The organism is Klebsiella sp. D-Nf1, from assembly GCF_002810515.1.
In the GTDB taxonomy this organism is placed as follows: domain Bacteria; phylum Pseudomonadota; class Gammaproteobacteria; order Enterobacterales; family Enterobacteriaceae; genus Klebsiella; species Klebsiella variicola.
On sequence record NZ_PIOK01000001.1, the window covers coordinates 649821 to 675859 of the forward strand.

At 56.4% G+C, this 26039-nt stretch carries 28 protein-coding genes and 1 pseudogene; 19 read left to right on the forward strand and 10 right to left on the reverse strand.

The window, feature by feature from the left end; genetic code table 11:
* Nucleotides 1-3 precede the first annotated feature (3 nt).
* The 7 genes from pspB (at nt 4) to CWM54_RS03180 (ending at nt 6315) form a co-directional block, all read left to right on the forward strand.
* A complete protein-coding gene (gene pspB, locus CWM54_RS03150; protein ID WP_002901911.1) occupies nt 4-228 on the forward strand; it encodes an envelope stress response membrane protein PspB in 225 nt (74 codons plus the stop codon).
* Nucleotides 228-587: an envelope stress response membrane protein PspC gene (gene pspC, locus CWM54_RS03155; RefSeq protein WP_002901913.1), complete on the forward strand. Its 360-nt coding sequence runs from the start codon at nt 228-230 to the stop codon at nt 585-587. The genes pspB and pspC overlap by 1 nt, the downstream gene beginning before the upstream one ends.
* Nucleotides 588-615: 28 nt before the next feature.
* The gene (pspD, locus tag CWM54_RS03160) at nt 616-834 is read left to right on the forward strand and encodes a phage shock protein PspD (protein ID WP_002901915.1); all 219 of its coding nucleotides are present in this window, start codon (nt 616-618) and stop codon (nt 832-834) included.
* A gap of 102 nt (nt 835-936) precedes the next feature.
* On the forward strand, nt 937-2334 hold the full coding sequence (locus CWM54_RS03165) for a YcjX family protein (RefSeq protein ID WP_008805233.1): 1398 nt from the start codon (nt 937-939) through the stop codon (nt 2332-2334).
* Entirely contained in the window at nt 2331-3392 is a 1062-nt protein-coding gene (locus CWM54_RS03170) for a YcjF family protein (RefSeq protein WP_100695927.1), read from the forward strand. Before CWM54_RS03165 ends, CWM54_RS03170 begins: the two co-directional genes overlap by 4 nt.
* A gap of 227 nt (nt 3393-3619) precedes the next feature.
* Nucleotides 3620-5161 (forward strand): transcriptional regulator TyrR, encoded by a 1542-nt coding sequence (tyrR, locus tag CWM54_RS03175; RefSeq protein ID WP_061154881.1) that lies wholly within the window; start codon nt 3620-3622, stop codon nt 5159-5161.
* A gap of 101 nt (nt 5162-5262) precedes the next feature.
* On the forward strand, nt 5263-6315 hold the full coding sequence (locus CWM54_RS03180) for an AbrB family transcriptional regulator (protein ID WP_162677679.1): 1053 nt from the start codon (nt 5263-5265) through the stop codon (nt 6313-6315).
* 70 nt (nt 6316-6385) lie between these two features.
* Here CWM54_RS03180 and tpx read toward each other — a convergent pair whose 3' ends face one another.
* Nucleotides 6386-6892 (reverse strand): thiol peroxidase, encoded by a 507-nt coding sequence (gene tpx / locus CWM54_RS03185; protein WP_008805229.1) that lies wholly within the window; start codon nt 6890-6892, stop codon nt 6386-6388.
* 102 nt (nt 6893-6994) lie between these two features.
* Between tpx and ycjG the strand changes: the two genes are divergently transcribed.
* Complete coding sequence (gene ycjG / locus CWM54_RS03190) at nt 6995-7960, forward strand: L-Ala-D/L-Glu epimerase (RefSeq protein ID WP_074386089.1); 966 nt, start codon at nt 6995-6997, stop codon at nt 7958-7960.
* Here ycjG and mpaA read toward each other — a convergent pair.
* Entirely contained in the window at nt 7957-8664 is a 708-nt protein-coding gene (gene mpaA, locus CWM54_RS03195) for a murein tripeptide amidase MpaA (RefSeq protein ID WP_061154878.1), read from the reverse strand. The two genes, ycjG and mpaA, sit on opposite strands and share 4 nt — an antisense overlap.
* A 72-nt stretch (nt 8665-8736) precedes the next feature.
* On the opposite strand from mpaA, the gene CWM54_RS28345 reads away from it, so the two are divergent.
* The 4 genes and pseudogenes from CWM54_RS28345 (at nt 8737) to CWM54_RS03210 (ending at nt 11913) form a co-directional block, all read left to right on the forward strand.
* A complete protein-coding gene (locus tag CWM54_RS28345) occupies nt 8737-8853 on the forward strand; it encodes a hypothetical protein (RefSeq protein ID WP_012542015.1) in 117 nt (38 codons plus the stop codon).
* Nucleotides 8850-10466, forward strand: a complete 1617-nt coding sequence (locus tag CWM54_RS03200; RefSeq protein ID WP_046881558.1) for a peptide ABC transporter substrate-binding protein — start codon at nt 8850-8852, stop codon at nt 10464-10466. Before CWM54_RS28345 ends, CWM54_RS03200 begins: the two co-directional genes overlap by 4 nt.
* A 283-nt stretch (nt 10467-10749) precedes the next feature.
* A pseudogene (locus CWM54_RS03205) lies at nt 10750-11586 on the forward strand (tyrosine-type recombinase/integrase).
* A 99-nt stretch (nt 11587-11685) separates the two neighbouring features.
* Nucleotides 11686-11913 carry a helix-turn-helix transcriptional regulator gene (locus CWM54_RS03210; RefSeq protein ID WP_100680026.1) on the forward strand — a complete coding sequence of 76 codons (228 nt, stop codon included), beginning with the start codon at nt 11686-11688 and terminating at the stop codon, nt 11911-11913.
* A 106-nt stretch (nt 11914-12019) separates the two neighbouring features.
* On the opposite strand, the gene CWM54_RS03215 is transcribed toward CWM54_RS03210, so the two are convergent.
* Nucleotides 12020-12706, reverse strand: coding sequence for a hypothetical protein (locus CWM54_RS03215; RefSeq protein ID WP_100680027.1), 687 nt, complete (start codon nt 12704-12706; stop codon nt 12020-12022).
* Nucleotides 12648-13151, reverse strand: coding sequence for a hypothetical protein (locus CWM54_RS29145; protein WP_227521602.1), 504 nt, complete (start codon nt 13149-13151; stop codon nt 12648-12650). The genes CWM54_RS03215 and CWM54_RS29145 overlap by 59 nt, the downstream gene beginning before the upstream one ends.
* A gap of 204 nt (nt 13152-13355) precedes the next feature.
* Between CWM54_RS29145 and CWM54_RS03225 the strand changes: the two genes are divergently transcribed.
* Nucleotides 13356-14369 carry a hypothetical protein gene (locus CWM54_RS03225; RefSeq protein ID WP_100680028.1) on the forward strand — a complete coding sequence of 338 codons (1014 nt, stop codon included), beginning with the start codon at nt 13356-13358 and terminating at the stop codon, nt 14367-14369.
* 3 nt (nt 14370-14372) lie between these two features.
* Here the strand turns inward: CWM54_RS03225 and CWM54_RS03230 are convergent, their stop codons facing one another.
* Complete coding sequence (locus tag CWM54_RS03230) at nt 14373-14816, reverse strand: STY4534 family ICE replication protein (RefSeq protein ID WP_227521615.1); 444 nt, start codon at nt 14814-14816, stop codon at nt 14373-14375.
* 284 nt (nt 14817-15100) lie between these two features.
* Between CWM54_RS03230 and CWM54_RS27990 the strand changes: the two genes are divergently transcribed.
* Both CWM54_RS27990 and CWM54_RS03235 read left to right on the forward strand, forming a co-directional pair.
* A complete protein-coding gene (locus tag CWM54_RS27990) occupies nt 15101-15325 on the forward strand; it encodes a hypothetical protein (protein ID WP_133122404.1) in 225 nt (74 codons plus the stop codon).
* 108 nt (nt 15326-15433) lie between these two features.
* Nucleotides 15434-15820: a serine hydrolase domain-containing protein gene (locus CWM54_RS03235; RefSeq protein ID WP_100680029.1), complete on the forward strand. Its 387-nt coding sequence runs from the start codon at nt 15434-15436 to the stop codon at nt 15818-15820.
* 845 nt (nt 15821-16665) lie between these two features.
* On the opposite strand, the gene CWM54_RS03240 is transcribed toward CWM54_RS03235, so the two are convergent.
* From CWM54_RS03240 to CWM54_RS03255, 4 genes are read right to left on the reverse strand one after another with little or no spacing between them, the layout of a single operon-like run.
* Nucleotides 16666-18072, reverse strand: coding sequence for an MmgE/PrpD family protein (locus CWM54_RS03240; protein WP_100680030.1), 1407 nt, complete (start codon nt 18070-18072; stop codon nt 16666-16668).
* A 6-nt stretch (nt 18073-18078) separates the two neighbouring features.
* On the reverse strand, nt 18079-18753 hold the full coding sequence (locus CWM54_RS03245; RefSeq protein WP_063106100.1) for an amino acid ABC transporter permease: 675 nt from the start codon (nt 18751-18753) through the stop codon (nt 18079-18081).
* Nucleotides 18753-19544, reverse strand: a complete 792-nt coding sequence (locus CWM54_RS03250) for an amino acid ABC transporter ATP-binding protein (RefSeq protein ID WP_012968429.1) — start codon at nt 19542-19544, stop codon at nt 18753-18755. Before CWM54_RS03250 ends, CWM54_RS03245 begins: the two co-directional genes overlap by 1 nt.
* 5 nt (nt 19545-19549) lie before the next feature.
* Nucleotides 19550-20338, reverse strand: coding sequence for a substrate-binding periplasmic protein (locus tag CWM54_RS03255; protein WP_100695929.1), 789 nt, complete (start codon nt 20336-20338; stop codon nt 19550-19552).
* 95 nt (nt 20339-20433) lie between these two features.
* On the opposite strand from CWM54_RS03255, the gene CWM54_RS03260 reads away from it, so the two are divergent.
* Both CWM54_RS03260 and CWM54_RS03265 read left to right on the forward strand, forming a co-directional pair.
* Complete coding sequence (locus tag CWM54_RS03260) at nt 20434-21321, forward strand: LysR family transcriptional regulator (RefSeq protein ID WP_100680032.1); 888 nt, start codon at nt 20434-20436, stop codon at nt 21319-21321.
* Nucleotides 21322-21493: 172 nt separating this feature from the next.
* Complete coding sequence (locus tag CWM54_RS03265) at nt 21494-22444, forward strand: LysR family transcriptional regulator (RefSeq protein WP_100695931.1); 951 nt, start codon at nt 21494-21496, stop codon at nt 22442-22444.
* Here the strand turns inward: CWM54_RS03265 and CWM54_RS03270 are convergent.
* On the reverse strand, nt 22441-23508 hold the full coding sequence (locus tag CWM54_RS03270) for an ABC transporter substrate-binding protein (protein ID WP_100695933.1): 1068 nt from the start codon (nt 23506-23508) through the stop codon (nt 22441-22443). The genes CWM54_RS03265 and CWM54_RS03270 overlap by 4 nt on opposite strands.
* 222 nt (nt 23509-23730) lie before the next feature.
* Between CWM54_RS03270 and CWM54_RS03275 the strand changes: the two genes are divergently transcribed.
* Complete coding sequence (locus CWM54_RS03275; RefSeq protein WP_100680035.1) at nt 23731-25299, forward strand: ABC transporter permease; 1569 nt, start codon at nt 23731-23733, stop codon at nt 25297-25299.
* Complete coding sequence (locus CWM54_RS03280; protein WP_061154870.1) at nt 25296-26039, forward strand: ABC transporter ATP-binding protein; 744 nt, start codon at nt 25296-25298, stop codon at nt 26037-26039. The genes CWM54_RS03275 and CWM54_RS03280 overlap by 4 nt, the downstream gene beginning before the upstream one ends.

Below are 26039 nucleotides of genomic sequence, written 5' to 3' on the forward strand. Positions count from 1 at the left end.
CACATGAGCATGCTTTTTCTCGCCATTCCGCTGACGCTGTTTGTGCTGTTTGTTCTGCCGGTCTGGCTGTGGCTGCATTATAACAATCGCGGCGCCAACGGCAGTCTGACGCAAAATGAGCAGCAACGGCTGCTGCAGTTGACCGATGACGCGAAGCGGATGCGCGAACGCATTCAGGCGCTGGAAGCGATCCTGGATGCCGAACATCCGAACTGGAGAGACAAATAATGGCCGGACTGGATCTGAATAAAAAACTGTGGCGTATCCCGCAGCGCGGGATGGTGAAGGGCGTCTGCGCGGGCATTGCTCAGCATCTTGATGTCCCGGTGAAGCTGGTGCGACTGATTACCGTGCTGGCGATGATTTTCGGCCTCTTTTTCTTTGTCCTGGTGGCCTACATCATTTTGACCTTTGCCCTGGACCCGATACCGGACAGCGAGCTGTACGGTCATAAAGCGCCGAGCAATGGCGATCTGCTGGCCGCCGTGGATGCCGAACTGGCCTCCGGTGAACAGCGTCTGCGTGAAATGGAGCGGTATGTGACCTCCGACACCTTTACGCTGCGCAGCCGCTTTCGCCAGCTGTAAATCCTGTTTTTAACGAGTGAGGCAACGCATGAATAGCAAATGGCAACGCGCCGGGCAGCAGGTGAAGCCCGGTCTGAAAATCGTCGGTAAGCTGGCGCTGCTGACCGCGCTGCGTTATGGCCCGGCGGGCGTTGCCGGCTGGGCGGTCAAATCGGTCGCGCGTCGGCCGCTGAAAATGCTGCTGGCGGTGGCGCTGGAGCCGCTGCTCAGCCGGCTGGCCAACCGCGTCACGCGCGGGATGAAATAATGCCGCCGTGAGGAAATCCCCCAGGGATGAACGTTGCCCTGCTTATCCTCACCAGATAACTTATGATAACGAGAACCACCTTCAGGGCATAACGGACTGGCGATGAAGCGACTGAAAACTGAATTGAATGCGCTGGTCAACCGCGGGGTTGACCGGCATTTACGTCTGGCGGTGACTGGCCTGAGCCGGAGCGGTAAAACGGCGTTTATCACCGCGCTGGTCAATCAATTGTTGAATATCCACACCGGCGCCCGCCTGCCGCTGCTGAGCGCCGCACGCGAAGAGCGGCTGCTCGGCGTCAAGCGCGTGCCGCAGCGGGACTTTGGCATTCCCCGATTCACCTACGACGAAGGGCTGGCCCAGCTGTACGGCCAGCCTCCTATGTGGCCAACCCCGACGCGCGGGGTGAGCGAGATCCGTCTCGCGCTGCGCTACCGTTCGAATGACTCCCTGCTGCGCCATTTTAAAGACACCTCCACGCTGTATCTGGAGATCGTCGACTATCCAGGCGAGTGGCTGCTCGACCTGCCGATGCTGGCACAGGATTATCTGAGCTGGTCACGACAGATGACCGGACTCCTGCAGGGACAGCGTGCGGAGTGGTCGGCCCGCTGGCGGCAGCTGTGCGCCGGGCTGGATCCGCTGGCCCCTGCCGACGAGGCCCGTCTGGCAGATATCGCCGCCGCCTGGACGGACTATCTGCACGCCTGTAAGCGTGAAGGGCTGCACTTTATCCAGCCCGGGCGCTTTGTCCTGCCCGGTGAAATGGCGGGTGCGCCGGCGCTGCAGTTTTTCCCATGGCCTGACGTCGATGCCATCGGCGAAGCCAAGCTGGCGCAGGCGGACAAACACAGCAACGCCGGCATGCTGCGCGAACGCTACAAATACTATTGCGAAAGGGTGGTGAAGGGGTTCTACAAAGAGCACTTCCTGCGCTTCGATCGGCAGATTGTGCTGGTGGACTGTCTGCAGCCGCTCAACAGCGGGCCACAGGCCTTTAACGATATGCGCCTGGCGTTGACCCAGCTGATGCAAAGTTTCCATTACGGGCAGCGCACCTTGTTCCGCCGGTTGTTTTCGCCGGTTATCGACAAGCTGCTGTTTGCCGCCACCAAAGCTGACCACGTCACGGTCGATCAGCACAGCAATATGGTGTCGCTCCTGCAGCAGTTGATTCAGGACGCGTGGCAGAACGCCGCCTTTGAGGGGATCAGCATGGATTGCCTGGGGCTGGCGTCCATTCAGGCGACCCAGAGCGGGCTGATTGAGGTGAATGGCGAGAAAATTCCCGCCCTGCGCGGCGATCGGCTGAGCGACGGCCAGCCGTTGACCATCTATCCCGGCGAGGTGCCGGCGCGTCTGCCGGGCCAGGCCTTCTGGCAGCAGCAGGGATTTCAGTTTGAAAACTTTCGTCCGCAGGTCATGGATGTCGATCGGCCTTTGCCGCACATTCGCCTCGACGCGGCGTTGGAATTTTTGATTGGAGATAAACTGCGATGAGCGAACCGTTAAAACCGCGGATTGATTTTGATGGTCCGCTGCAAGCGGAAAAAATTCCGCCGCTGAAAAGCGCCCGCGCCTTCGACACCCTGGAGGCGGACAACTTCGCGCCAGCGCGGCTGGTGACCGGCGAAGAGGAAGAGGGGGCGGCGGAAGCGGTGGTGGAGTCAGTCCTGCGACCCAAACGCAGCCTGTGGCGGCGGATGGTCAGCGCCGGACTGGCGATCTTCGGCGTCAGCGTCGTGGCGCAAGGCGTGCAGTGGACGGCCAACGCCTGGCAGACCCAGGACTGGATTGCGCTGGGCGGCTGCGTCGCCGGGGCGCTGATCGTCGGCGCCGGCGTCGGATCGGTAGCTACCGAATGGCGCCGCCTGTGGCGACTGCGCCAGCGCGCCCACGAACGCGATGAAGCGCGCGATATGCTGCACAGTCACGCGGTCGGTAAAGCCAAAGCCTTTTGCGAGAAACTGGCGCAGCAGGCGGGTCTGGATCAGTCGCATCCGGCGCTGCAGCGCTGGTATGCCGCGATCCACGAAACGCAAAGCGATCGTGAAGTGGTGAGCCTCTATGCGCAGCTGGTGCAGCCGGTGCTGGATGCCCAGGCGCGGCGGGAAATCAGCCGTTCTGCGGCGGAGTCGACGCTGATGATTGCCGTCAGCCCGCTGGCGCTGGTGGATATGGCGTTTATCGCCTGGCGTAACCTGCGGCTGATCAACCGAATTGCCACGTTGTACGGCATTGAGCTCGGGTATTACAGCCGTCTGCGACTGTTTCGCCTGGTGTTGCTGAATATCGCTTTCGCTGGCGCCAGCGAACTGGTGCGCGAGGTGGGGATGGACTGGATGTCGCAGGATCTGGCGGCCCGGCTGTCGGCGCGCGCCGCGCAGGGCATCGGCGCCGGACTGCTGACCGCCCGTCTCGGGATCAAGGCAATGGAGCTGTGCCGCCCACTGCCGTGGATCGCCGATGATAAACCGCGGCTCGGCGATTTTCGTCGCGAGCTGATTGGGCAGCTGAAAGAGACCCTGCAGAAAAGCAAAACCCGCCCGGAGAACTGATCCCCGCTGAAAGACATTGCCGGGCGGTGGCTTCGCCTTGCCCGGCCTACAGGGCATGCCGGATCCCGGCTCGCCGAGGCGGTCATTTAGCCACTGACCGCCTGACTTTACGGCACAACGCCCATTTTTCCGCCATGCTGTCAATAATTGTTGACAGTTAGCTTCCCGAAAACCCATTCCTGTCCTATTATTCTCCCGTCATTGGCACTTTTAGGGTGAACACTCCCATGCGTCTTGAAGTCTTTTGTGAAGACCGCCTCGGTCTGACTCGTGAATTGCTTGATTTGCTGGTGCTGCGCGGCATTGATCTACGTGGTATCGATATTGACCCTATTGGCCGAATTTACCTCAATTTTGCCGAACTGGAGTTCGCCACGTTCAGCAGCCTGATGGCAGAGATCCGTCGTATCGCCGGCGTGACAGATGTGCGCACCGTGCCGTGGATGCCATCGGAGCGTGAACACCTGGCGCTCAGCGCCCTGCTGGTGGCGATGCCGGAGCCGGTGCTGTCGCTGGATACCAAAGGCAAGGTGGAACTGGCCAACCCCGCCAGTTGTCTGCTGTTTGGTCAAAGCCAGGCGAAGCTGCGTAACCATCCGGTGGCCCAGCTGATCGCCGATTTTAACGTTCAGCGCTGGCTGGAGAGCAATCCGCTGGAGACGCATGCGGAACATGTGGTGGTGAATGGTCAGAATTACCTGCTGGAAGTGACTCCGGTCTATCTGGAAGGGGAGCATAACGAGCGGGTGCTGACCGGCGCCGTGGCGATGCTGCGCTCAACCGTGCGGATGGGACGTCAGCTGCAGACCATGACCAGCCAGGACACCAGCGCCTTCAGCCAGATCCTCGCGGTGGGGCCGAAAATGCGCCACGTGGTGGAGCAAGCGCGCAAGCTGGCGATGCTCAGCGCGCCGCTGCTGATTGTCGGCGACACCGGCACCGGCAAAGATCTGCTGGCCCATGCCTGCCATCTGGCCAGTCCGCGGGCGGGCAAACCTTATCTGGCGCTCAACTGCGGCTCCATTCCCGAGGACGCGGTCGAGAGCGAACTTTTTGGCGACGCGCTGCAGGGCAAGAAGGGCTTCTTCGAGCAGGCCAACGGCGGCTCGGTGCTGCTGGATGAAATTGGCGAGATGTCGCCGCGAATGCAGACCAAGCTGCTGCGCTTCCTCAACGACGGCACCTTCCGCCGCGTTGGCGAGGATCATGAAGTGCACGTCGATGTGCGGGTGATCTGCGCGACGCAGAAAAACCTGGTCGAGCTGGTGCAGAAAGGGCTGTTCCGTGAAGATCTCTACTATCGCCTCAACGTCCTGACGCTCTATCTGCCGCCGCTGCGCGACTGCCCGCAGGACATTATGCCGCTGACGGAGCTGTTCGTGGCCCGCTTTGCTGATGAGCAGGGCGTCCCGCGGCCAAAGCTCTCCGCCGATCTCAGTACGGTGCTCACCCGCTACAGCTGGCCCGGCAACGTTCGCCAGTTGAAGAATGCCGTCTATCGCGCACTGACCCAGCTGGAGGGATTCGAGCTGCGCCCACAGGACATTCTGCTGCCGGACCATGACGTCGCGTCGCTGCCAGTGGGCGAGGAGGCGATGGAAGGGTCGCTGGACGACATCACCCGCCGCTTTGAGCGCTCGGTGCTGACCCAGCTCTATCGCAGCTACCCCAGCACCCGTAAGCTGGCGAAGCGGCTGGGGGTGTCGCATACCGCCATCGCCAATAAGCTGCGTGAATATGGTCTGAGTCAGAAAAAGGGCGACGAATAATCCCGCCAGGCCGGCGACCCTCGTTGCCGGCATCCTGGCCTGCAAAGCGGGCCAAACCTGTATATACTGGTTTTTTAATCCTTTTTCCGGGGTGGTGCATCTTGGCGTCGCGTCGCGCGATCGGGCAATGGCTGGCATTGCTGCTGCTCTCTGTTCTCTTCTCCTCGCTGCTGTTACGCCTTCATCTTCCGGCGGCGCTGCTGCTGGGGCCGCTAATCGCCGGCATCATCTTCAGCCTGCGCGGGGTGACGCTGCAGCTTCCCCGCCCCTGTTACCTGGCGGCGCAGGCCATTGTCGGCTGCATGATTGCCCGGGCGATCAACCCCTCTGTTTTTGGTGTGCTGTTCAACAACTGGGCGCTGGTACTGGCGATCCTGTTGACCACCCTGGCGATTAGCGGCCTCACCGGCTGGCTACTGGTCCGCTATAGCGCGCTGCCGGGCGCCACTGGCGCCTGGGGAAGCTCTCCCGGCGGCGCGTCGGCAATGGTGGTGATGGCCCAGGAGTACGGGGCCGATGTGCGGCTGGTGGCGCTGATGCAGTATCTGCGAGTGCTGTTTGTCGTCGGCGCGGCGGCGCTGGTGGTGCGTTATGCATTGGGCAATGAAGCGCAGGAAATGACTCAGGATATTGTCTGGTTTCCATCGTTGACCCTGAATTTCCCTTTCACGCTGCTGCTGACGGCGCTAGCCTGTTGGCTGGGCATGCGGCTGCGCATCCCCTCCGGGGCCATGCTGTTGCCGATGCTGCTCGGCGCACTCGCGCAGGGCAGCGGTTGGGTGATGCTGGAGCTGCCGGAGTGGCTGCTGGCGATGGCCTATGCGGTGCTGGGCTGGACGGTGGGGCTCCAGTTTAATAAAGCCATTTTTCTGCTGGCGCTGAAGACGCTGCCGCAGATTATCGCCTCTATTCTCGGGCTGATCATGATGTGCGCCCTGATGGCCCTCGGCCTGACTCACATTTTGCAGATGGACTTTATGACCGCCTATCTGGCCACCAGCCCAGGCGGGCTGGACACGGTGGCGATTATCGCCGCCGGCACCCGGGCGGATATGTCGTTCATTATGGCGCTACAGACGCTGCGACTGTTTACCATTTTACTGACCGGCCCGGCGATGGCACGGGCTATCTCCCGCTATGCGCCACGGCAATAAAAAGCCCCCGCAGAGCGGGGGCTGAGCAAAGAGAATGTCCGCAGGCGCGATGCGCCCGGGCACTCTGTTATCAGGCTTTCAGAGCGGCCAGCGCGGCGTCGTAGTCCGGCTCTTCGGTGATTTCGTTCACCAGCTGGCTGTAGACGACCTGATCGTTTTCATCGATAACGACCACAGCGCGAGCGGCCAGGCCAGCCAGCGGACCGGCGGCGATGGCGACACCGTAGTCAGCGAGGAACGACGCGCCGCGCAGCGTGGAAAGGGTCACCACGTTGCTCAGGCCTTCCGCGCCGCAGAAGCGGGACTGGGCGAACGGCAGGTCAGCGGAAATGCACAGCACCACGGTGTTGTCCAGTTCAGCGGCCAGCTGGTTGAATTTACGCACTGATGCGGCACACACGCCGGTATCAATGCTCGGGAAAATATTCAGTACTTTACGTTTGCCGGCGTACTGGCTCAGCGCGACGTCAGAGAGATCTTTGGCGACCAGCGTAAACGGCTGCGCTTTAGCGCCTGCCTGCGGAATGGTGCCCTGAACAGAAACGGGGTTGCCCTGGAAATGCACGGTTTGTGACATGGTTATCTTCCTGTTTACATATAGTTAACGTCACGAGTAGTGTATGACATCCGCCAGCTACACGGCAAACCCTATTTAACATTGACCAGAGAGGACAAGGGAATGCGCAACGTGCGAGTGTATGAGGAAGCCTGGCCGCTACATACCCCTTTTGTGATCGCCCGCGGCAGCCGCAGCGAGGCAAAAGTGGTGGTGGTGGAACTGGAGGAGGACGGTGTGAAAGGGGTGGGCGAATGCACACCTTATCCCCGCTATGGCGAGAGCATCGCTTCGGTCATGGCCCAGGTGATGGCGATCGGCGAGCAACTGGAAGCGGGTCTCACCCGCGAACAGCTGCAGCGGCTGCTGCCGGCAGGCGCCGCGCGCAATGCCGTTGACTGCGCGCTGTGGGATCTGCAGGCGCGGCGCGAAGGCAAAACCTTGCCTCAGCTGCTGGGTGTGGCGTTACCCAACCGGGTGATCACCGCCCAAACGGTGGTGATTGGTACGGCGGATCAGATGGCAGCCAGCGCCGCGGCGTTGTGGCAGAAGGGGGCCCAGCTGTTGAAAGTGAAGCTTGACGACCGGCTGATCAGCGAGCGGTTAATCGCTATCCGTCAGGCGGCGCCGCAGGCCACCCTGATTGTCGACGCCAATGAATCCTGGCACAGCGAGGGGCTGGCGGCGCGCTGTCAGCTGCTGGCGGACCTCGGCGTGGCGATGCTCGAGCAGCCGCTCCCGGCTGACGCCGATGCGGCGCTGGAAAACTTCGTTCATCCGTTACCGATTTGCGCCGACGAGAGCTGCCATACCCGGGAGAGCCTGCCGAGGCTGCGCGGGCGCTATGAGATGGTCAATATCAAACTGGATAAAACGGGCGGTCTGACCGAAGCGCTGGCTCTGGCCGAGGAGGCGGAACGGCAGGGGTTTGAACGGATGCTGGGCTGTATGCTCTGCACCTCGCGCGGGATCGCCGCCGCGCTCCCGCTGGCGCCGCTGGCGCGCTTCGCCGATCTCGACGGCCCGACATGGCTGGCGGTGGACGTTGAGCCGGCGCTGCGGTTCAGCACCGGCGTGCTTCATCTTTAAGCCTGCCAGCGCAGCAGGTCGGTCATCGCCGGCAGGTAACGCTCCGTTGCCTCGTCGGCGGAGACCGGCGGGAACTCGGCGGTGATGCAGGGGAGTCCGATATCGGCGCACCAGCTGCCAAAGGAGCCCGGCGTGTCGTAGCCCACGCTGCCGACCAGCGGCAAGGAGAAGGCATTAGCCAGCCAGTGCCCCAGCGGGCTGTGGCCCGGGTCTTCGATACAGGCCAGCGGATCGTGAAAGGAGACCACCCATGCCGGATGGATCTGATGGATCAACTGACACAGGGCCTGGGTCTCCCGCTCCGAACCCGGCTGCTCGCCGGTCAACAGCACCACGTCGCGTTCCTCTGCCGCGCTGTTCCAGCGATAAACCGTTTCCCCTTGTCGCCAGTTAGCGGCCGGAAAGTTACGGTTGAGGTCAACGCCGCGGGCGTTGGCGCGTAGCCCGAGCTGACAGCCGTCAGGATTGACCGTTAGCACCACGTGGTGACGGCGCAGCTCGGGTTTCAGGGTGCGCAGGGCGCAGGAGAGGGTCACAATCGACGAATTTTCATCACCGTGGGTGCCGGCAATAATCAGGCCACTGCGACTGTCGGCCTGCGGCGCAGGAAACCACAACAACGGCGCGCCCAGTTCCGAGCTGCCGTACTGCCGGGTTCCCGGCGGAAAGTCGCCGCGCTGCGGACGAGGACGTGAAATAGACATAGGGCTTCCTGTGTGTCGTTATTATTGAGTGTTGGCGAAAAGCGTGTCGGGATCAAACCCATTCCCTGAGGCGTGAAATCCGACGACACATCAATTTTCTATCATATGTCGTTTGCAATTTCAGGTGATGAAACAAATAATTATCGCTCTGTTGGCGGTATTTTTTTCATTTTAAAGGGGATCTTATGAAGTATCCTGTCGCTTTGACATGCGGCGCGCTGTGGTTAGCCAGCGTATCTTCTTTAGCCTGGGCGGCGGACGTACCGCCGGGTACGGTACTGGCTGAAAAACAGCTGTTAGTACGCCATATCAAAGATGAACCCGCCTCGTTAGATCCCGCCAAAGCGGTGGGCCTGCCGGAAATCCAGGTGATCCGCGATCTGTTTGAAGGTTTAGTCAATCAGGATGCGAAAGGCAACCTGGTTCCAGGCGTGGCGACCCGCTGGCAGAGCAACGATAACCGCGTCTGGACCTTTACCCTGCGCGATGACGCGCGCTGGTCCGACGGCACGCCGGTTACCGCCGAGGATTTCGTCTATAGCTGGCAGCGTCTGGTGGATCCGAAAACCACTTCGCCGTTCGCCTGGTTCGCGGCGCTGGCGGGGATCGCTAACGCGCAGAACATCATTGACGGCAAAGCCGCGCCGGAGACCCTGGGGGTCACCGCCGTCGATGCCCACACCCTGCGGGTGCAGCTGGACAAACCGCTGCCGTGGTTCAGCAACCTGACCGCCAGCTTTGCCTTCTATCCGGTACAGAAGGCGAATGTCGACAGCGGGGCGAACTGGACGCGGCCCGGCAGCCTGGTGGGCAACGGCGCCTATGTTCTGAAAGACCGCGTCGTGAATGAAAAGCTGGTGCTGGTGCCGAACACGCACTACTGGGATAACGCCAAAACGGTGATCCAGCAGGTCACCTTTGTGCCGATCAACCAGGAGTCCGCCGCCACCAAGCGCTATCTCGCTGGCGATATCGATATCACCGAATCTTTCCCGAAAAATATGTACCAGAAGTTGCTGAAGGACATTCCGGGGCAGGTTTATACCCCGCCGCAGCTGGGCACTTACTATTACGCCTTTAATACCCAAAAGGGGCCGACGGCGGACGAGCGGGTGCGACTGGCGCTGAGCATGACCATCGATCGCCGGGTGATGGCGGAGAAAGTGCTGGGAACCGGGGAAAAACCGGCGTGGCGTTTCACGCCGGACGTGACGGCGGGCTTCACCCCCCAGCCGTCGCAGTTTGAGAGTATGAGTCAGGCCGAACTTAATGCTCAGGCGAAAGCCCTGCTGGCTGCCGCCGGCTATGGCCCGAATCGTCCGCTGAAGCTGACGCTGCTGTATAACACCTCAGAGAATCACCAGAAGATTGCCATCGCGGTGGCGTCGATGTGGAAGAAAAACCTCGGCGTGGAGGTGAAACTGCAGAACCAGGAGTGGAAAACCTATATCGACAGCCGTAACACCGGCAATTTCGACGTGATCCGCGCCTCGTGGGTGGGGGATTACAACGAGCCGTCCACCTTCCTGTCGCTACTGACCTCCACCCACAGCGGAAATATCTCCCGCTTTAACGATCCGGCGTACGACAAAATCCTCGCCCAGGCGGCGGTGGAGAATTCGGCCAAAGCGCGTAACGACGATTACAACGCGGCGGAGAAGATCATTATGGTCAAAGCGCCGATTGCGCCGATCTACCAGTACACTAACGGCCGGCTGATTAAGCCGTGGCTGAAAGGCTACCCGATCACCAACCCGGAAGATGTGGCCTACAGTCGTACCATGTATATCGTGAAGCACTAACCGGTACTGGCCTCCTGTTAATAACGCAAGGTAACCACGGATAAACCCAGAGCTGGCGCGGCTTAAAGCGCCAGTCTCTCTTTCTGACCATCTCCCGCCACAGCAGAAAGCATCACTTTTCTGACGGTATTTTTGACGTATTCAACAAAAAGCGGTTGCGGTAAATTGCGTATAATACCGTCAGCCAGGTGTTTTATCGACGGTATCGTAAACACCGGAGGATACCGTCATACTGACTGATGTCGAGCTTAAGTGTCTGAAATAAAATGATAAAAGTTATAAAATTTCTGACCGTGATAGCCTGTATGTTTTGTTCTCTCCCGCTGGTTCTGTTTCATTTCGCTATGACTACCGCATCAATAATCGGCGTGAGACCCTGACTCTTGGACGTTTTGGCGTGGGAGGGCTTAGCCTTGCTGAAGCGCGGGAAATGTTAAGTAAGGCCAAATAACTTATTTCAGAGGGTGTTTCTCCTGCGATTAAAAAGCAGCAGGCAAAGCAGGAAATAAGAGAGGCCCTCTATTTCAGGGATTTTGAGAAACGCTGGCGTAAATCCTGGAATGCTGCTGAAAGTACCAGAGCTCTTAGATTATCTATTATGGATAAAAAAGTGCTGCCGCATTTTGGTAAGCGAACCCTCAAGGAGATTAGTCATATTGACCTCCGCATCCTGTGCGAAGAAATCCGCGATCGCGGCGCACCGTCCTCTATCATGAAAATGTCGCGACCACATCGGGTTTATCTCTCCCGGCAGGCGCAAGAGATTCTTGTTGCGTTAAATATCATCTATGCCTGGCCCGAGTATCTTCATCCCGGACGTTTTAGCCCCAGACTCCCGCTATCTGACGCTGCGCTGAATGCCGCTATTCGTTCGGGGTTAAAACAATTAGCGGAAGAGGGCGTGGAGTTTGAATCCTTTTCAGTTCATGACCTGCGTCGGACGGCCAGCACGCTTTTGCACGAAGCAGGGTATAACTCTGACTGGATCGAAAAATGTCTGGCGCATGAACAGCGGGGTGTCCTGGCGGTGTATAACAAGGCGGAATACGCAGAGCAACGGACATCCATGTTGCAGGACTGGGCGGATATGGTTGACCGGTGTATTGAGAAATTTAAATGAGTCAGGAATAGGGCAGCCGATAAAAGCTTATTGTTGCTTAAAACAGTGAGCCGGATTTAACAGAATTTGACGACAGATAACCAACTTCTGGAGAGAATCATGCATGCAGCACTCAGAAAAGAAGAATTGATAAAGTTAGTGCGGTTGTCTTTTTATACTATTGATAAGCAGGGAAAAGATGGCGATTTTCCTAAACGCTTCTCACTGACGCCACGCGTTGTTGCCTGGAACCGGGATGAGGTGGAAGCTTGGCCAGACGCACGTCAGAAATACCCCGACTTAATTGAGCGTGACGCGGGGATGATGAAAGGTCTGGAAAAAACGTGAGAGATACACAGGCAAAAGTTTGCAGCAAATCGTCAGCGCGCAACTTGTCAGACAGAGGAGGGCTCCGGGCGGAAAGATGAAACGATGCCGCCCGTTTATCGCAATTTCAGATTCCTTCCTCTCTGTCAAACAACCTCAGCATTTCAACCGAAACAGGCTTGGGTGAATGCCATTCACACTCACCGCGTAAACGAAAATCAGAAATAGCTGCTTCAATGATCTGTTGGCTTAACGACGGAGCGTCAATAATCATCTGCAACCCCAGTCCATAAGCATAGTTGGGTAAAAAACGATAACAGCAGTGAATTATGGGCGGATCGTCATGAGCTATCTCCTGCTCGCGTTTATGAACATACTGTGAAAAAGTCAGGTTGCCAAACATGACATATTTACTGGGTTCTCGGAATATCATTGTGTGGCTTAGAATTTTTCCTTTTGCGTCGTAATTGTGTCTGGTTTCCATTCGGAATTCATTTTCACGTTCTTTTTTGCTCAGCAACTCACGGGCTTCATCAAATGCTCGGGCGTGGACGGCATCGTTAAACGCTGTTTGCACTGTGATAATTTCCGCGTTCCAAAGAACGGCGGGATCTAATCCCGTAAAGTAGACATCGCTCCATCCCCAAATGCGATCGGGTTCATCGCAGAAAGGGGAAATGCCGCATGCGTCGTAGTATATGCCGCCACAGCGGTGATGCTCCTGACGGATCAGATTCTTAAGTAGAATGACTTTTTTACGGCGACAACGGCGTGAAAGAGAAGTAAAAGGGCGGTGCTTGCGATAGCCTGACATAGCGATTCCTTGAGCGATAGCGCGTCGGTGTGGCTGGATCAGACCCAGCCGGATAGTCTACTGAAAACAGCTTTGAATTAATAGTCAGCAGTATTCGCCCGCTGTGTCGGTGGATGGCAGGCAGCGGAAGCATATAGAGCAATGAACGTTCGGCGGCGGGACACAGACTAAAGCCCGTCTGGCGCAACGTGTGGCGCAATGCGGCGCCAATCGTGAGACCAGGACTATCGAGAAGGTTAATTTCGACGGGCTGTAGCTGCAGGTTCATCCGGCTGGTTTCGGGTTTGAGTTCTACTAGGGTGTAGCGCTGCTGGCGCTCGGTAAATTGCGGCGTAGTGGGGACTACACCGATATTGGCGGAAACAGGCAACGGTTTCTGGCGTACGGCGCAGCCGCTAATAAACAGTGAAAAAATATACAGTAAACACAGAGCGTCATTCTTCATGGCGAGGCGTCCGACAGGAAATTGAGCTCATCCTGCCAGTTGCGTGACTATCGGACAGCCGAAAATAGGGGGAAGTGGATAGTCGTTTTTAGCCATGTGGTGACTAACACAGCCTTTTTACTTATCTGTTGTCTGGGTGATAGACGTGTAGGAGATACACCTGTTATAACTACCTGAATTATCATATGGAAAGGCAGAAAATTAATGATAGGAAAGTTTTTTCGTTCAGTCCCTGTTGTGTTCTGGATAAGTTTTATTTGGTGGCCAGCCATTATGTTCAGTCTGGCTTATGCCAGAAAGCGTACAAGTACTGATCTACTCATTATCATAACATTTATCAGCATGGTGTTGATATCCGGATATATTATCAGATTTTTTTCTTCTGCTACCTTTGCAAGCACAGAGAGAAAACGCCTCAGAGGTGTATTTCCTGGACGAAAAGGTAAACTGAAAGGAATCATTAGTGCTTCAAGTACGTTAATCGTAATATTTTTTATCGCGGCGGCGACGGCGATTTCAGGTGTTGGTTTCAATTATGGTATTTTCCTGCTTGGTGTTCCGGCAATTTGTTTCTCATTACTGTTTTGGAATTATTATTTTTTATGCATGTCAAGGCTGCAAGAAAATACTGTTAAAAAAATAAATCGAGCTCTTTTAATTTTGTGTTCAATCATACTGTTTATTTCAAAGATGTTTACGAATGGTTTTGTCAATGAATTCTTTGATATTAGTGTTTCTAAAATCGCTTATGTTGGGTGGGCTTTTTCAATCTTATTTTCCATCCCATTTTTTGTGATTGCTTCATATTTTAGCTGTATGGCTATAGGGGCGGTAACTGATTCATCGCGGGTTAAAAAAATTAAAATACCTTCGATGGTGCATACATCAATTCTTTGTCTGTCAGGTGTTTTTTTAATTATCGGTTATACTTCCTATTTCATTAGCGCTGGTGGATTGTTTAATGCTGTGGCGAAAGAAGTTTACCGTTATGATACCAGAAGCTCTTTTCAATGTAATGATAAATACTGGATTATTCCAGAATTAGGTAGAGAAGCCAGATATCTCATGGACACACCAAATAATTATAGAGCGATATATATTGAAAATAATGCTGTTCATGTGACTGCTGTGGTTTGTAAGAAAGATGGCAGTTATACCCGTTATCCTATTGAAAGTGCAGAAGATATATTAAAAAAGCAGGCTCCCAAAGGAGCCTGACTGTCACCACATGTAGGGCGTTGAATCTGGATATGCAGTCGATGCTGGAGCCTCCGGCGACGTATCTTCAGCCTGTTCAGATGATTTGGGCTTCGCCTGATAAACCTGCTCGCCATAGACTTTAATCCAGTGGATAAAGGTAAGCCTGGCCTTCAGGCTTACATCCTGCTTCCCGGCATACTTCCCTTTGGTATGGGAATAAATATCGGTCCACAAGTCGCCGAGACGAAAGCCAATTAGCACTTTTTTCCCGGCGTCCACGGCATCATTGCAGCGACGGATCAGATGTTGCGCCTCATCGCCTGAAACCCGAACATCAAAATAGTGATATTCCGGTTTGGTGGTGGGGCCGTTCAGTGCCGCAATGGCGTACGCGAGGAAGCTGTCGCCTTTTTTAGGCTGCACGTCGCGGATGCGGCTGAGATAGCCCAGACCGTTAATGTGCAGATTAAACTAAGACGCAGGGGACGTTGAGGTTCTCATTGCTGACCTCCTGAAGTTGATAAGAAATACCGTGGCAGGGATCAGCGCCGAAGGAGCTGTTCGGTAATTATTAGAGCTCTTTAAGTAAATATTTCAGTTGATGATCTATCCCTGGAAGAGGACGTATGCATTTTGCCATGTGGTGACCGGTTTTATTTTAGGTGCCATAGATAAAGTGGCACCAATACATTAGATGCTCTCGATTATGACAGGCAAAATCATAGCCAGGTCTGAAAGAGGCAATGACGATGGAAATCGAAAATATCTCTACTTCTGATTTTGTTCCTCCCCCACAAGCGGTGACAAACGAAGATCTTGATCGCCAGACATTAGCAATCATTACAGGGCAATTGGTAGCTGCGGAGTTGGGGCTTACTGGCGTGCTTCCAAATTTGGCAGATATGGTAAGAACGGCGCATGCAATTCAGTGCGAGTCAGATGCGCTATGGGGAGATGTTAATGGATATGATTGATCATAATTGATTGCAACACGAATTACTTTCTTCCAATGATCTTGTTTTAGCTGTTAATAAAGAACAGGCATCATATTATTAATATACCTTAGGGGAAAGTGCTAAAATATGAAACCGAATGATATGAGCAGCCCTGATTCAAAGGTTGTAAAATTGGATTATATGTTAGTTCATGGTTCCCTTCTCCCTACAACAGCCTTGAACATTGCAAAAAGCATGATGGGTAAAGGCGCGGGTGCTTTCAGTTTTGGTATTGGTTTTAAGGACAAGATTGTTTCTCTCGTAAATTTTGGTGGCCAGAAGCCCAATACTCAGTATCCGATAGCTTCTGCATCAAAGTTTCTGACTGCGGCTACGGTGATGGCTCTTGTGGATGAGGGAAAATTATCCTTGGATCAGCCTGTTTCACGTTGGCTGCCAGCGTTTCCGAAAATTGCTGATGAACTAACTCTACGTCAGCTTTTATCTCAGACTTCAGGTCTTGCCGGTACGTAAGAGGAGTTCTATGAGTTTGCTCAGGATCATCGCATTACGTTAGTACAGTCGGCGCAGGAGTTTATGCAGCGCCCTCTGATTAGCCGTCCTGGAAAAGTTTTTGCCTATGGTGATCCGGGTTTTCAGGTAGTTGGCGCTGTTGTTGAGGTGATTACAGGGAAATGCTAGAGTCAGGTATTCCAGGAGAAATTAGCCGGACCGTTGGGGATGATGCGAACCCAATGGATGCATCCGCGAAGGGATCGAGCTAATGATGTGCCTGTGGAGGAGATCCTGAATCCAGTTTTGAAGGGCGGGGCGGTCAGTACGGCGGAGGATTATCTCAATTTTCTGAGTATGATCGCTCAGAATGGGATGTTTGCGGGTTAACGTATTCTCTCGCCAGATTCCATCAATGAAATGTTGGCAGATCAAACTCCTGGTGTAGTAATGACATCGACGGGGAATAATATTCTGGTTGATGTCCATTACGCGCTGGGTAACTGGTGTGAGTCTGGGATACGAGAGGAACGGCTCCCGCAATTCGGGTCTCGGCTTTTTTGGCGTTTATTCCTGGGTTGAGAGAACAACGGGGCATTTTGGTATTATTTGTCCATTTATTCGTGATGATGCATTTCGGTTTTGGTCGGAAATGGAAGGTATCCGTGACGCTGTCTCTGTGGATTAAAGCGACTCGTTGGAACCGTTGCTAGATCACAAAACAGAAAACTTTTTGTCTACGGTAAAAAAGACGGTATGGGTTTCTAAGGGTAAGAAAAAACCACTATCAGACATGATGTTACATGGTGAGTATATAACCAAGCACTAACCGGTCGTGGTTGCCTGATGATGTCAGGCAACCCTTGCTACGCCGGTAGCGAAAAGCCCATCAGGTCTGCCGAAGAGGAGTAATACCGAGCCGTTTCCTCCTCCATCACGCTCGTAAGCAGTTCGTTAACCTTTATCTTATGTCCGGGCAAATTTCGCCGCGCTTTGGCAATAATTTCGCCATCGCTAAGCGGGCGTTCGGCGCTGCCCAGGGGTTTGTAGCGTTCCTGCACTGCACGTTCACCACGGCTGTTTGTGACCACAACGCGCGCGCCAGGCTGGCGTGCCGGACCGTTCATTCGTTGTGTAAATTCAGGTGTGACAGTGGCCGTGACTTTATCCGCCACCGCCAGCAAGGCTGGGTTTTGCATATTGTCTTCTGTATACCAGTCGGCACCAGGTGGCAGGCCAGCGGCGACCGCTGCCAGCGTCCACGGCAGGCTGAACTGCGCGTCGGTCACCGTTTGCGGCCGGTAGTCCATCATATCATTGACCAGGCGGGGGAAGCTTTGTACCTCAATGGTGCGGAGATCCGCAACGGACCAGCCGGTCTGCTGCATAATGCCCTCCATACATTCCAGCGCGCAGGCCAGCCAGCGGCAGGCGGGATATCGCTTAAAGCTACCGTAGCCAGCGTACCAGTGGCTGCCGAGATCGTCGGTCAACCTGTCTGGCGCGAACTGGTCAGAGCCAATCATCCGCCAGAAGCCCTGTTCGCCATCGAGTACGTCAAGGCTGCCGCTGAGGCCTTGCTGCGCCATTATCACCGCCTGCACGGCGGCTTGCGCGGCGGGCGCCACGGCATCTTTGAGCGACAACAGCGGTCGTTGTCGCCAGTTATACTGGTGCAGGCTGGGGAGCGGTGTTAACGCGGCGGCCAGGCCCACTGCGTGATGTAATTGCTCAGGGTTTAACCCCAACAACCGACCGGCTACCACGGCTGCGCCGATAGATTGATGCTGCGCCACGCCGTAGACCTGGCTGAAGCGTTCTGCCGAAGGCTGGATGGCGTGGATGAGCCGGTTATTCACCTCGAAACCGGCCGCCAGGGTGGTAATCAGCACGTCCTGAGCTACCGGCTCAGGATTGAGGTCAAGCGCAACCATCGCGGCGGCAACCAGCGTGGCCCCCGGATGGCCGAGCCCTTTGCCGTCGATCTCCACACCGTCATCGTGATCCAGGCCGTTTATCATGGCGGCGTTCGCGAACGCGGCCGCCGATGGGCTGAAACCGGACTCACCGAAGACGCTACAGTGACCGTTTCCGCCAAATAGCCGGGAGGCGCGTATCATCGGTTCGCTGACCCGGTGGCCACTGGCCGCCCAACCGCAGGCCAGAGCATCCAGTAAATGCAGTCGAATTTTGCGCCGAAGGGGAGCCGGGATAGCTGGCGCAGATAAGGTACTGGCAAAATTGACCAGCTGGCGTGTTGCGGAAATAGTCATGGTTACTCAACGTTTGAAGTAGCGGCTGCGGATCCGGCGCTCGGCATAGCTTGCCAGCAGTGACAGCGGAAGAATGGTGGCGACGAAAAACAGCGCCACAAAAGTCAGTGTTTCCAGAGGGCGGAAGGTGGCGGTACTCAGCCGTTGCCCTTGATAGAGGATCTCACCCGTTGCGATATAACTCGCCAGCACGGAATTCTTAACCGACATCACGCACTGACTGACAAACGCCGGTAGAATTCGCAAAAAGGCAACCGGCCCGGTAATGCGAACTAATACTTTCAGCGGTGACATCCCCACCGACAGGCCCGCTTCGACCAGACCATGATCGACCGATTGCATACCAGAGCGAAATATTTCAGCGAAAAATACGCTGCCATATAATGAGATGGCCAGGACACAGGTCAGATACGAGGAGAGGGTCAGGCCGAACAAAATGGGCAGACAGTAGTAGGCCCAGACAATCAGCACCAGAGGGGGGATTGAACGCACAATCTCAATCAACCCCTGGGTGGGTAAGCGGATGACCGCCCTGGACGCGCCGCGCAACGGGGCCAGCAGCGCTCCGCCAAGAATGCTTAACGTGACTGAGGCCAGCACAATTTTAAAAGTGGTCAATATCCCTTCCAGCAAAACCGCGTGATATTGCCACAGTATTGAGAAATCCCAGTGATATGACATTAGCGCAGCTCCTCTGCCGTTACGCCGGACAGCGTCATAAAGCGTCGGATAGGGGCATCGGGCGGTCGTGACCAGATCTCCTGCGGGGATGCTTCTTCCACCAGTTTGCCATTATCCATCAACAGCAGCCGGCTACAGACCTGCAGGGCAAAACGCATTTCATGGGTAACCACCAGCATGGTGGTGCCGCTGGCCGCCAGTTCGGAAATAACGGACAGCACCTCCCCGACAGATTCCGGATCGAGTGCGGAAGTCGGTTCGTCGAACAGGATCACTTGCGGCGCCATAGCCAGGGCGCGGGCGATAGATACCCGCTGCTGCTGACCGCCTGAAAGTTGAACCGGGAAGTCTCCGGCTTTTTCTTGCAGGCCCATACGCGTGAGCAGCGCCATGGCTTTTTCGATGGCTTTTTTACGCGGCACGCCCAGGACCTGTACCGGACCTTCAATAATATTCTGCAATACACTGCGGTGTGGCCACAGATTAAAGTGCTGGAATACCATCGTCATTGAGGCACGCTGGCGCGCTAATGTGCGCTGTGTGACCTGTTTTCTCTGCGCGCCGTGAAAGCCTATTTCTTCCTCACCCAGCCAGATATGCCCACTATCCGGGACTTCAAGCATGTTCAGGCAACGCAGCAGGGTGGATTTACCCGCGCCGCTGCGGCCAATGATGCCAATCACCTCCGAGGGACGAACCGCGAAGGAAACATCATCTATAATTTTATTACCTGAAAATGATTTGCTAAGCGCTTCAATTTTCAGCAACGGTAATAATGATTGTGGGTTCATCAGAGTTATTTCGCTGGGTGAGTATATTTCTGCCAGATTTTTTTCAACGTGCCGTCTTTATCCAGCTGTTCGAGCCGTCCATTCAGCCACGCCTGTAATTCCGGTCGATCTTTACGCAGGCCCATATTGGTTGCCTGTTCTTTGATCGGCTGTGGAATAATCATCGTGCCCTGATGACGCTTTTGAATATATTGCGCCATCTGGATATCGTTAGTGACGATGGCATCCGCGCGGCCGCTCTCCATCTGGAGCTGCATGTTGTCGCTATCGGGAACGATAATCCACTGGGCTTTGTCCAGTTGAGGCTGCAGCAGCGTGACGGCTGCCGAGCCATCAATCGCGCTGAGCCTGGTCTGCGAAGTGTTGATGGTGTCCCAGCGCTGATATTTCTGCGTCTCTTTCTCCAGAGTCAGGACGCCCATCTGGTGCGAGCCCATAGGGCGGGTAAAGTCGACGGCTTTGGCTCTTTCTGGCGTATTATTAAAACCACCTAAAATATCGAAGCGGTTGGACTGTAAACCCGCGACGGCGGTGCCCCATTGCGTATCAACGTATTCAATCTTGATATCGGTGTTTTTAAATATCGCCTGCACAACATCCGGAACCAGCCCGGTCCACTGGTTGGTCAGCAGATCTTTCTGATACCACGGCGGTGCGTTGACCGCACCGACGCGGATCACATGGTCTGGCAGGATCGTATTGATTTCTTCCCCGGCCTGAGCAGGAGACTGGGCTAAGAACATCCCCGGTATAAGCAACAATATCGACATGAAGCGTGACGTGAAAAATTTCATTTTATGCCCTCTGGTGAATATAATTATGGATTCTATAACCCTGAGTGCATATTTTTTAAATGCATAATCAGCATATCGTTATCAGGAAAATGGCAATGACACCCAAGCAACTCGAGGTCTTTATCAGTATCGTTCAGCTAGGTTCAGTGACAGCGGCAGCGGCGCAGCTGGCCATGTCGCAGCCTTCGGTGAGTAAAAGCCTGGCGCTTATCGAGCAGCAGATGGGGTTCAGCCTGTTTGAGCGCTATCAAGGGAAGATGCAGCCAACCGCGGAAGCCAGAGCGCTGTATAAAGAGGCGCTGCGCGTGCATCAGGATCGGCTTCGTTTTGAGCGTTTTGTTGATCACATCCGCCAGTATCGCGTTGGTCAGTTGCGGGTCTGTGCCACGCCTGCGCTGGCGCTGAATATATTGCCGCTGGCGGTGGCGCGTTTTCGCCAGACCTTTCCGGATTATGGTGTGGTGGCGGATATGTGTCTCAACAATGAAATTGAGACAGCGGTTGAAGAAGGGCGTTACGATCTCGGTTTTCTGGTGAAACCCGGCTACGAACCAGAGGAGAACCCGCTGGCCATCTGCCGGGGCGAAATGGTGTGTGTGCTGCCCGAGCAGCATCCGCTGGCGCAGCAGACGGAAATCCGTTGGCAGGATATCCCGACACGCGACCTGGTATATATCACGACCGACGCGCGGCTGGTTGCCATGATTGCCGAGGAGGTGCCGGCGTTCCGCCAGCGCCAGGTGGCGGCGGTAGAAACCAACCGCTACAGCATAGCGATTAATCTTGTCAGACACGGCAACAACAGTATGACTATTGTTGACAGTTTTTCTCTACAGGGCGTCGACACCAGCGGTCTGGCGGTGCGGCCGTTCCGTCATGCGTTGCCGGTGTCTGTCGTCGCGGTGACGGATGGACATAGCACCCTGTCGCAGCCGGGCGAAGTGTTTGCGAAAGTGATGACGGAATTAATGGCTGAAACGTGAGATCAGCGTGAGGCTCTGTGGCTGGCCGCTCATGCAGATTCATCACTATTCTGCAACGCGAACTTTCACCCCCAGTCACCGTGCGCTAACCCACCGGGAGTGGTGTCTGTGGTTTACCGCCAGGCCGCCTTCCAGTACTTTTGTTGAACAGTAGAGGGAAGGGAGCGGATCGATGCATCTGGATTTTCGCCAGTTACGCAATTTTGTGGCGCTAGTGGAGTACGGCAGTTTTAATCGTGCGGCGGAGGCGGTTTGCCTGTCGCAGTCGGCGTTTAGCCGCAGCATTCAGGCGCTGGAGCAGAGTGTCGGTCATCCTTTATTCGACCGCCAGAGCAAGCTACCGACGCTCACGCTGCATGGGCAAAAGCTGCTGCCTTATGCGCGCCGTTTTCAGGAACTCAATATTGAGCTCAGTAGCCAGCTACGTGAGGCGGACGATGCGCAAAATGGCGAGGTCGCTTTTGGCTGCGGACCGGCCCCCGGCGCCAGGCTGATTCCGGCGGCCATCGGTGAGTTTCATCGTCTTTTGCCGCAGGCGAGGGTGCGTTTCCACATTGATAACTGGCTTGCTCTGCATCAGGCGCTTACCTCCCAGCACTATCCTTTTGTGGTCGCCGATAGCTGGCAGGCCGAGCTTGACCCGCAGCTACGCGTGCAGCCGCTCAGCCCACAACGCTGTTTCTTTGTCTGCCATGCCGAACATCCGCTGGCAAAACAGGGGACGGTCTCGATTCAGGAGATGCTGCGCTACCCTTTTGCCGCCCCCTATTTGCCGCCGGGGGTACGCAAGGTACTGGCGACCCTCAGCCAGCAACAGGACTTTACGCCCGCGATCCAGTGCGACCATATTTACGCGCTGCTTTCCACTCTGGCGCAAACCCACGCGATAAGCTTCGCCAGCGAGGACGGCTTCGCGTTGTGCCAGCACAGCCATCGGCTGGTGAAACTGGAACTTAGCGATCTGCCAGATGAGTGGCGGCTAATGCAGACCCGGTTTGCCATTATCTCCCCGGTTCACGCGATTCAGCCGCCGCTGGTTGAGAGGCTGATTGAGATTATCCTCCATACCGACCGTCAGCATCAGCTTCAGCTTCAGCTGCTGGCGCAGGAGGAGAGGGATTAACCGGCGTTTTTCGCCTCACCTTTGGCATCGTACGGTGGCCAGCGGTTTTCCAGTTGCTGCGTTTTCAGCGCCTGCTCGACAAACTGGCCGTCCACCCACTGCTTAACGTCAAAGGCGCTGCGGATCAGACGACCCGATTTAGCCTGCTCGACGCTACTGCTGAAGCTGTCGGTCAGGAACGGGTCAATACGCGGTGAGGTGGTAAAGTTCAGATCCTGCGGCTGCAGCGCCTCCAGAAACAGCGACTTAGGGATCTGGCTTTGCTGCGCCATCTCGGCAGACCAGGCGTCTCGATTAGCCGGATCGCTGATTTCAGCGGCATTCTTCACCAGCACATTAACGATCTGCTGAGTCGCCTGCGGCCAGGTCTCGATAAACGTCTGTGTGCCGAGGAACCCCGCCTGAGTGGTGTTCTGGCGGCCTGAATCGCCGCTTTTAACCACCACATCAATTTTGTCGCCGCGTAGCGCCAGCAGGGAGACGCCTCCCCATACCGCATCGACGCGACCGGCCGCCAGCGCTGCTTTACCCGCGTTCCAGTCAAGGTTGATGACCTGCAAACTGCGCTCATTGAGGCCGGCAGTTTGCAGCGCCCGGTCAAAGGCCAACTGGTCCGCCGTACCGCGATAGACCGCCACCCGTTTGCCTTTCAGGTCGGCCAGCGTTTTAATACCCGAGGCTTTGGTTACCGCGAGCCAGGATTCCGAGCCGCGGCTGCCCAGAAGCAGGCGTGTCGGCAGACCATTGGCCTTACCGATAATCGCCGCCAGATCGCCGAGGTAAACAAAATCAAGCTGTCGGTTGGCTAACGCTTCATTCACCGCCGGGCCTGCCCCCTTGAAAAACTGCCACTGCACTTCCACACCCTGCGGTTTAAACACCTCTTCCAGTTGATGGCGGATAAACGCCATGCCGACCGGCCCCTCAATAAAAGGTTGACTGCCTGCGCTCTGATCCGGCACGCCGATGCGAATGGTTCGTAGCGTCTCGGCCTGGGCGTTTGCCGCCAGACCGATGACCGTGACCAATGCCAGCAAGGTGCGGCTAAAATATGCTTTCATCATAACGTATTGCTCCCTTGAGTTTTTTCTCACCCTAAAGAGCCGGCGGGCCGTGTGTTAAATGCTTTTATTCGCCAAGCATGGGTGAAAAAAAGCTAAATCAGACGCAGCGTGCTCGCCAGGCTGAAATGCATTCGATGCATCGGGATTATTCACCTTACGCAATAGCGGGGCGGCGTGAGTCACGTTTTCATAGCGGCATCACTTTCCGATTAGTGGACCGATATGTCGCAGATGATCTTAAGAACCGATGCTCCTGGCAGGCCGGGTTTCCGGCTTAACGGCTGGCCGTGGCTGCTGCCAGCGCTACTGCTATTGCTGTGGTACATCGCCGCCCGCGAGGGATGGATGCCCGCGCAAATTTTGCCCGCGCCGTCGGTGGTTGCCGATACCGCGTTGTCGCTGCTGAGCGGCGATCTGCTGGCGCAGTGGGGATTTAGCCTCCAGCATCTGGCGCTTGGCCTGCTGCTGGGCGCCATCGCCGGCACGCTGCTCGGGGCGCTGTTTGGCCTGGTGCCAGCGGCCGCGCAGCGGGTGGAACCGCTGTTCTACGCGCTGGCGCAAATTCCGACGCTCGGCTGGATCCCGCTATTGATGGTGCTGTTCGGGATTGATAATGGCCTCAAGCTGGCGGTTATCGTGAAAACCACCGTGGTGCCGATGACCATCAACACTCAGCAGGCAGTTGCCAGCGTGCCGCTGACCCTGAGCGAAGCCGGCAGGGTGATGAACTTCTCCCGCTGGCAGCGGCTGCGCTGGCTGGTGATCCCGGCAAGCCTGCCGGGCTGGTTTACCGGTCTGCGTCTGGCGCTTTCGCAGGCCTGGGTATCGCTTATCGTTGTCGAGCTGTTGGCTTCTTCCGAAGGTATTGGCTACCTGATGGTCTGGGGCCGCCAGCTGTTTCAGCTGGATATCGTCTTCGTCACCATCGCGGTGGTTGGCCTGAGCGGCATGCTGATGGAGTGGGCGGCGAATCGGGCCTGTTCCCGACTGGTGTTCTGGCCGCAGCCAGCCGCCGGACGCCTGGCGTGGAAACCGCAGGCCAGCTGGCGGGCGTTACAGTTGCCGATAGTCCTGCTGGCGCTGTGGCAGCTGGCCAGTCAGTGGGGCTGGATTGATAGCGGATTATTCTCTTCGCCGCTGGCGGTGGCGGCGCGTTTTGTTCAGGGGATCCTGAGCGGAGAGCTGAGCGCCGCGATGCTGGCCAGTCTGGGGAGAGCGGTTGTCGGCGGCGCGCTGGGGATTGCCGGCGGTTTGCTGTGCGGGCTGCTGCTGGCGCTGTGCCCACGCGCCGGACAAATTTTTACCCCCATGCTTAACGTGCTGCGCCATATTGCTCTGTTTGCCTGGCTGCCGCTGCTGACGGCATGGGTGGGTAACGATAACGGCGGCAAAATTGTCTTTATCGCTCTGGCGTCTTTCTTTCCGATGTTCTTCAGCACCCTGCAGGCGGTACTTCAGCGAAATCCGCAACTCGATGAAGTCGCCAGGGTACTGCGGCTGGGTGAATTCGCGCGCCTGCGCAGGGTCATTCTTCCCGGTGCCGCGCCGGGGATCTTCGCCGGTCTGCGGCTGGCGCTGATTTACGCCTGGCTTGGCAATATCGGCGCGGAATATTTCATGTCCTCCGGCGTCGGGATCGGCAGCCTGATGATCAATGCCCAGCAGCTGCTGGATATGCCCACTATTCTCTGCGGCATGGTGCTGGTCGGTATCACCGGCGCGGCGCTGGATAAAGCCGGACGTTTACTGGAAATGCGCGCCACCCGCTGGCGTCAACAGGAGCAGTTATGACCTCTTCAACTCTGGTCTCTTTTCGCCACGTGCGTAAATCCTGGCAACAGGTGACGGCGCTACAGAATTTCAATCTGGATATCGCCGCCGGTGAACTGGTCGCGCTGGTGGGCAGCAGCGGCTGCGGTAAATCGACGCTGCTACGGATGCTGGTGGGCCTTGAGTCAGCCACCCAGGGGGATATTTGTATTAACGGCGAGCCGGTCACCGGCGTGGGCAAAGAGCGCGGCATTGTGTTTCAGGAGCCGCGCCTGTTCCCGTGGCTTAACGTGCTCGACAACGTGATGCTCGGCCTGGCGGATGAAAAGCTCAGCCGTGCGACGAAGCGCCAGCGGGCACTGGAGATGCTGGCGCGCGTGCAGCTCAGCGAGTTCGCCAGCGCGCTGCCCGCGCAGCTTTCCGGCGGCATGGCCCAGCGGGTGGCTATTGCCCGCGGTCTGGTGGCTCGCCCGCAGATCCTGATGCTCGATGAGCCTTTCGGCGCGCTGGATGCCCTGACGCGTCACACCCTGCAGCAGGAACTTTTACAGATCCACCAAAGCGCGGGAACCACCACGTTACTGGTGACGCACGATGTGGAAGAGGCCGTCGCCCTGGCCGATCGCGTCGTCGTGCTCTCACCGCGTCCGGGGCGGATACGAGAAATCGTGAACCTGGCGCTGCCTCATCCGCGCCAGCGTGATGATGACTCGTTTACCGCCGCCTGCCGCCACATTCGCAACCTGATTACTTCTGTCTGA